General features: G+C 72.6%; 3 protein-coding genes. All 3 read right to left on the reverse strand.

All coding sequences use genetic code 11. The features are described from left to right. Positions 1-914: beta-ketoacyl synthase N-terminal-like domain-containing protein (locus ACFWY6_RS42830; RefSeq protein WP_384702535.1), on the reverse strand; the 914-nt coding region annotated here is incomplete at its 3' end. 13 nt (positions 915-927) lie between these two features. Continuing rightward, a complete protein-coding gene (locus ACFWY6_RS42835; protein ID WP_384702538.1) occupies positions 928-6,879 on the reverse strand; it encodes a type I polyketide synthase in 5,952 nt (1,983 codons plus the stop codon). A 173-nt stretch (positions 6,880-7,052) separates the two neighbouring features. After that, positions 7,053-7,696: 3-oxoacyl-[acyl-carrier-protein] synthase III C-terminal domain-containing protein (locus tag ACFWY6_RS42840; RefSeq protein ID WP_384702541.1), on the reverse strand; the 644-nt coding region annotated here is incomplete at its 5' end.

Below are 7,696 nucleotides of genomic sequence, written 5' to 3' on the forward strand. Positions count from 1 at the left end.
CCATTGCTCGCACCGTCCTGGTTCACCGCCGAACCGCGCAGCACCCCATACACCCGACGCCCGGCGCGCCGCGCATCCGACAACCGCTCAAGGAGGAGTACGCCCATGCCCTCCGCCCAGCCGGTGCCGTCCGCCGCCGCCGCGAAGGAGCGGCAGCGGCCGTCCGGGGAGAGTGCGCGCTGCCGGGAGAACTCCACGAAGACGTCGGGCGTGGCCAGGACGGTCACGCCGGCGGCCACGGCCAGCGAGGACTCGCCGCGGCGCAGGGACTGCATCGCCAGGTGGGTGGCCACCAGCGACGACGAACACGCCGTGTCCACCGTCAGCGCAGGGCCCTCGAAGCCGAACGTGTAAGCCACCCGGCCCGAGACGAAGCTGCCCAGGTTGCCGATCCCCCAGCGTCCGCCCACCTGGTCGGCGCGGGCACGGGCCAGCCAGGCGTAGTCCTGGAACATCACGCCGGCGAACACGCCCGTCCGGCTGCCGCGCAGCGAGGCCGGGTCGATGCCCGCGTCCTCGAACACCTCCCAGGAGCCTTCGAGGAGCAGCCGCTGCTGCGGGTCCATGGCCAGGGCGTCGCGTCGGCTGATCCCGAAGAACCGGGGGTCGAACTCCGTCGCGGTCGACATGAAACCGCCGGAGCGCACATAGCTGGTGCCGGGGTTGCTCGGGTCGGGGTCGTAGATCGCGTCCAGGTCCCAGCCGCGGTCGGCGGGGAAGCCGGATATCGCTTCGCTGCCCTCGTCCACCAACTGCCAGAGATCTGTCGCGGAGTTGACCTCGCCGGGGTACCGGCAGGCCATGCCGACGATGGCGATCGGCTCCTGGGACAGCTCTTGCTGCTGCCGAAGCCGGACGTTGTCCTTCAACGCCGACCGGAGTGCTTCTACTACGTCCTCGTTGTCGACAGGCATATCTGGGTTCCAATCACACGTCGTCGCCGCGCAGGGCCATTCGTACGAGGTCTTCGGCGTCCATGGCGTCGAGCCCCGCCGCCGGGTCGGACGTCCCGTCGTCGGCGGTGGCGGCGGGCCCGGTGGAGCAGTCATCGGTGGCGGGGTACAGCCGGTCGGCCAGGAGCAGGGAGACGGCCCGTGGCGTGGGGTGGTCGAACACCGCGGTGACCGGGAGCCGCAGTCCGGTCGCGACGTTCAGCCGGTTCCGCAGTTGTACGGCGCCCAGGGAGTCGAAGCCGATCTCGTTGAAGGCACGGTCGGGGGCGATCGCGTCGGGTCCCGGGTACTGCAGGACCGCGGCGATCTCGGCGCGTACCAGGCGCAGCAGTTCGCGCTCGCGCTCCGGGCGGGTCAGGTCGGCAAGGCGGTCGAGGAGCGCGGCGGACGCGGCGGCGGGGCGGTCGGGCGCGGCCGGCACCAGATCGCGCAGCAGGGCAGGCGCCATGCCGGTGGCGGCCTGGGTGCGCAGTGCGGCCATGTCGAGCCGCGCGGCCAGGACCAGGTGGTCGGCCGATTCGAGGGTGGCGTCCAGGAGTTGGAGCCCTTCGTCGGCGGAGAGGGCGACGACGCCGCTGCGTGCGAGGCGCGCTGCGTCGGCGCTGCTGAGGTGGCCGGTCATGTCGCTGTGCTCTTCCCACAGGCCGTACGCGATCGACACCGCGGGCAGGCCTTGGGCACGGCGCCGGGCGGCGAGCGCGTCGAGGAAGGTGTTGGCGGCGGCGTAGTTGCCCTGGCCGGGGCCGCCGATCGCTCCGGCGAGCGAGGAGAAGAGCACGAAGGCGGTGAGGTCGAGGCCCTCGGTCAGTTCGTGCAGATGCCAGGCCGAGTCGGCCTTGGCCCGCAGCACCCGGTCGAGCTGATCCTCCGTCAGGGAGGTGATCAGACCGTCGTCCAGGACACCGGCGGCGTGCACGACCGCGCGCAGCGGATGCTCACCGGCCACCCCGGAGAGCAGCCCGGCCACTGCGGCCCGGTCCGACACGTCGCAGGCCTCGATGCTGACCTGTGCGCCGAGCCCGGTGAGCTCGTCCGCCAGGGCGTCGGCGCCCTCGGCGGTCCTGCCCCGCCTGCTGGCGAGGAGCAGATGGCGTACGCCGTGCTCGGTGACGAGATGCCGGGCGACCAGCGCGCCGAGGCCGCCGGTGCCGCCGGTGATCAGGACCGTCGACTCCGGGTCGAGCACGGGGCGCGTCCCGGCGGGCCGCCTGCGGGCCATGCGCGGCACGAGCAAGGCGCCTTCGCGTACGGCGACTTGGGGCTCGCCCAGGGTGAGGGCCGCGGCGAGATCGGCCTCGCCGGCGTCCGCGTCGAGGTCGACCAGGGCGAACTTGCCGGGATGCTCGGCCTGCGCACTGCGGACCAGACCCCAGACCGGGGCGAGCGCCGGGTCGGGCTCGTCACCGGGGCGCGCGGCCACGGCCGATCGGGTCACCAACGCCAGGCGGGTGTCGGGGAGTTGGGCGTTGGTGAGCCAGTCACGCAGCAGGGCCAGCACCTGGGCGGCGACCGCGCGCGCCGCGTCGGGCACGGCGGTGGCGTTCTCGGGCGAGCCTAGGGGGGCGATTACCCAGGCGGGGTGGGGGGTGGCGGTCCCGGCGGTCACTCCGAGCGGCGTCGTACCGGGCGCCGTCACGCCGGGCCCAGTCGCACCGGGCGCCGTCGCGCCAAGTTCCGTCGCGCCAAGTTCCGTCGCGCCGAGTTCCGTCACCCCCAACGCCGTCGCATCGAGCGCCGTCGCGTCGAGGACCGCCATGGCCTCGGCCGGTGCCGCCGTCGGTGTCACGGGTGTCCAGTCCACCGCGAACAGGCAGTCGGCCGTCACCGCACGCGCCGCGGCGAGCTGGGCCGTGGACACAGGTCGCGCGAGGACGGAGTCCACGGACGCGACGACGCGCCCCTGGTCGTCCCGGGCGATCATCCGTACGGCGTCGCCACCGACCGGGGTCAGGCGGACCCGGAGTGCCTGCGGAGCGCGGTCGCCGGGGTACAGCCGCACGCCGGACCAGGCGAAGGGCAGCATCGCCGAGCCCGCGTCGCGGTCGCCCGCCCGGTCGGCGAACGCGGCGTGGAAGGCGGCGTCGAGCAGCGCGGGGTGCAGGAGGTGGCGGGGGTCGAGGTCGTCCATCGTGCCGTCGATGAGCACGTCGGCGCAGATCTCGTCCCCGAACCGCCAGGCGGACCGCAGACCCCTGAAGGCCCGCCCGTACTCCATGCCACGATCCGCGAGCCGGCCGTAGAGATCACCGAGCCCGATGGCGACGGCGCCCTGCGGCGGCCAGACGGCGGACCGGTCCGGCTCGGGGGCGGGGGCCGGGGCCGGCTGCTCGCCGGGCGGGTCCAACTGCCCGGCGACCAAGGCCGACCGCCCTGCGACCAGGTCCGCCTGACCGGCGACCGAGACCGACCGTCCGTCGACGGGGTCCGTCTGCCCGTCGGCCGGGTCCGCCTGCCCGGCAGCCGAAGCCGACCGCCCTGCGACCGGGCCCGGCTGCCCCTCAAGCGCTCCCGATGCGAGGACTCCCGACGCGTTGCGGGTCCAGCCGTCCGTGCCGTCGTCCGAGTACAGGGTGAACGCGGCGCGGCCTCCCGCGTCGGGCTCCGTCACCTGGAGTTGGATGCCGATGCCGTCCTCGCGTACCAGGAGCGGGGACTCCAGGGTCAGTTCTTCGACCACGGGTGCGCCCAGGCGGGCGCCGGAAGCCGCGGCGAGTTCCACCAACGCCGTTCCCGGTACGACCACTTCGCCGAAGACGGTGTGGTCCGCGAGCCAGGGCTGCCGCTCCAGGTCCACGCGTCCGGTGAAGAGATGGCCGAGGTCTCCTGCGAGGCGTACCTGGCCCGCCAGGAAGGGGTGGCGGCCGGGGGTCAGGCCTGCGGAGGGCAGGTCGGCGCCGCCGTCTCCGGCGCCGGTGGCGGGCCAGAAGCGCTGCCGGGTGAAGGCGTAGTGGGGCAGTTCGACGCGGTGCGCCCGCCGTCCTGCGAAGGCCGCCGACCAGTCGACGTCGACGCCGTTCACATACGCCTCGCCGACCGAGCCCAGGAAGTCCTCGATGCGTCCCTGGTCGCGCTTCAGGGTTCCGCTGACGACGGCACGGGTGTCGGGGGCTGCCGACTCGACGGTGTGGCTGATCGGTGCGGCGAGCACCGGGTGCGGGCTGATCTCGATGAACGTCCGGTATCCGCGGCCCACCAGGTCCCTGACGGCGTCCTCGAAGAGCACCGGGTCGCGCAGGTTGTCGTACCAGTAGGCGGCGTCGAGCGTCGCCGTGTCGACCAGTGCGCCCTTGACGGTGGAGTGGAAGTCGATCGCCGTCGAACGGGGGCTGACCGGCGCGAGGTCGGTGGCGAGGCGTTGCCGGACGTCCTCGACCTGCGCGGAGTGCGATGCGTAGTCGACGGATATCCAGCGCGCCCAGACGTTCTCCGCCACGCAGTCCTCGTAGAGCTCGTTCAGCGCCTTGGAGCCGCCCGAGACGATGACCGACGAGGGGCTGTTGACCGCGGCGATGGAGAGGTCCGTGGACAGTACGGCGAGCCGTGCCCGTACGTCCGCAGCCGATTCGGCGATGGACAGCATGCCGCCGCCGCGGCCGAGTGTGGCGATCGCCTGGCTGCGCAGGGCGACGATCCGGGCGGCGTCCTCAAGGGTCAGTCCGCCGGCGACGCAGGCGGCGGCGATCTCCCCCTGGGAGTGGCCGACGACCGCTTCGGGCTCGACTCCGTACGAGCGCCACAGTGCGGCGAGTGACACCATCACGGCGAACAGGGCGGGCTGCACCACGTCGACCCGCTCCAGCGTGGGCGCGTCCGGTTCGCCCTTGAGCACGTCGATGAGGTTCCAGTCGACGTACGGGGCGAGGGCCTCGGCGCACTCGGCCATCCGCTCGGCGAAGACCGGCGCCGTGGCGAGCAACTCGACCGCCATGCCCGCCCATTGGGAGCCCTGGCCGGGGAAGATGAATGCCACGCGGCCCGGCCTTGCGGTCGCGCCGGGGGCGGTGTCCTGTCCGGGCGCCGGGTGCTCGATCTGGGCCAGCCGGGTGAGGAGTTCGGTGCGGTCGTTGCCGATGAGCACCGCGCGGTGGGAGAGCTGGGCGCGGTCGGTCGCGAGGGAGTAGCCGATGTCCAGGGGGTTCAACTCCGGGCGTGCGGCCACCCATTCGCGCAGGCGGCGGGCCTGTGCCGTCAGGCCCGACGGCAGCTTGCCCGACAGGACCCACACTGCCGGGCCACCCGGCCCGCCCTCAGGCTCCACGGCTTCCGCCGGAGTCTCCAACGGCGGCGGCTCCTCCACGATCACATGTGCGTTCGTGCCGCTGGCGCCGAAGCTCGACACTCCCGCTCGCCGCGGACGGGACCCGGCACGCGGCCACTCCCGCGCCTCGCGCAGCAACTCCACCGCGCCCGAGGACCAGTCCACCTTCGACGTCGGCTCATCGACGTGCAGCGTCGCCGGCAGCGACTGGGCACCCATCGCCATGACCATCTTGATGATGCCGCCGACGCCCGCCGCCGCCTGGCTGTGGCCGATGTTCGACTTCAGCGAACCCAGCCACAACGGCCTTCCGGCCGCCCGGTCTTGGCCGTACGTCGCGAGCAGCGCCTGTGCCTCGATCGGATCGCCAAGGACGGTCGCCGTGCCATGGCCCTCCACCGCGTCCACATCCGCCGGCGACAGGCCCGCGTCCGCCAACGCCGCCCGGATCACCCGCTCTTGGGACGGGCCGTTCGGCGCCGTCATCCCATTGCTCGCACCGTCCTGGTTCACCGCCGAACCGCGCAGCACCCCATACACCCGACGCCCGGCGCGCCGCGCATCCGACAACCGCTCAAGGAGCAGCACTCCGAGCCCGTCGGAGAATCCGGTGCCGTCCGCCGCAGCTGCGAACGAGCGGCAGCGGCCGTCGGCGGACAGGGCGCGCTGGCGCGAGAACTCCTGGTACACCGTCGGCGTCGACGCCACCGTCACTCCGGCCACCAGGGCGAGCGAGGATTCGCCGCGGCGCAGGGACTGCATGGCCAGGTGAGTGGCCACCAGCGACGACGAACACGCCGTGTCCACCGTCAGCGCAGGGCCCTCGAACCCGAAGGTGTAAGCCACCCGGCCCGACGCGACCGCCGGGAGCGTGCCGATCCCCCAGTAGCCCTGGAGGCTTGAGCCGCCCGAGCGGGCCACGTAGCTGTAGTCGACGCCTGATACGCCGGCGAAGACGCCGGTCGGGGTGGCGCGCAGTGCGGCGGGGTCGATGCCCGCGTCCTCGAAGACCTCCCAGGCGCCTTCGAGGAGCAGCCGCTGCTGCGGGTCCATGGCCAGGGCCTCGCGCGGGCTGATCCCGAAGAAGTCGGCGTCGAACTCCGTGGCGCCGGTGATGAAGCCGCCCGACTTGGAGTACGTCGTGCCGGGGTGGTCGGGGTCCGGGTGGTACAGCTCGGCCAGCGGCCAGCCGCGGTCCGTCGGGAACTCCGAGATGGCGTCGCGGCGCTCCTCGACGAGGCGCCACAGTGCGGCGGGCGAGTCGACGCCGCCGGGGTACCGGCAGGCCACGCCGACGATCACGATGGGGTCGTCATCGGCGGGGGCCGCGTCTTCGGCCGGTGCGGCATCGGCGGGTGCCGGGTCCGCCACATTCTCATCGGCCGCGGTCGTATCGGCAGGCATCTCGATACGGGACACCAGATATCGGGCGACCGCGTCGGGATTGGGATGGTCGAACAGCATGGTCATGGGCAGTTCCAGGCCGAAGGCCCTGCCTAATTGACTGGTCAGTTCAAGTGCGGCCAGTGAGTTGTAGCCGTAGTCGAGGTATGCGCGCTGAGGATCGATGACATCCGGGGACTGACCGAGTAAATCCGCGGTTTCCTTGAGGACAACATCCAGCACCGTGCGCAGGTGGTCATTGTCGCCTATTCCTGCACTGCCCATGTACTTCCCCCATTCAAGCGCGTACCGCTTCCGGAACCTACCTCAAAGAAGGCCGGACCGCGGCGAATATTCGACGTGCTGCACGGGCAGCGAGAATCTCGCGGAGTCGCAAACCTCGACCATTTACATAAGCTATCCACCCGTCACGTATCCATCGGTCACGCATCCAACGGTCACGGGCACGACACCACCTGTGCCGCATAGCTGAGCCCCGCGCCGAAGCCGAGAAGCAGCACCGGGTCGCCGGACCGGACCTGGCCCAGGTCGATGAGGCGGGACAGCGCGAGCGGCACGGAGGCCGCCGAGGTGTTGCCGGTCTCCACGATGTCGCGGGCGACGGCGGCGTTCGTGGCGCCGAGGCCCGCGGCGAGGCGTTCGATCATGCGCAGGTTGGCCTGGTGGGTGACGAAGCCCTTGAGGTCGCCGGGGGCGATCCCGGCGCGCGCGCAGGCCTCCTCCGCGACCGCGGCCAGTTCGGTGGTGACCCAGCGGTAGACGGCCTGGCCGCGCATCGTGACGCGGCCGTGCCGGTCGGGGATGGCGACCAGAGCGGCCTGGTCGCCGTCGCCGCCCCACACCACCGGGTGGATGCCGGTCCGTTCGGCGGGTACGACGACCGCGGCGCCCGCGCCGTCGGCGAAGACGGTTGCGGTGTCCACGTCCGCCGGGTCCACCCAGTCGGTCATCCGCTCCGAGCCGACGACCAGGGCGCAGCGGCTGGTGCGGGAGCGGATCAGGCCGTCGGCGACCCCGAGTCCGTAGCAGAACCCCGCGCCCCCCGCGGTGACCTCGACAGCCCCCGGGGGGGGGGCCCCCC

It is taken from the genome of Streptomyces sp. NPDC059037 (assembly GCF_042740015.1).
Taxonomy (GTDB): Bacteria; Actinomycetota; Actinomycetes; order Streptomycetales; family Streptomycetaceae; genus Streptomyces.

Coding starts and splice junctions, on each gene's coding strand:
- ACFWY6_RS42835 (WP_384702538.1), bottom strand. CDS start 6,879: ATGGGCAGTGCAGGAATAGGCGACAATGACCACCTGCGCACGGTGCTG.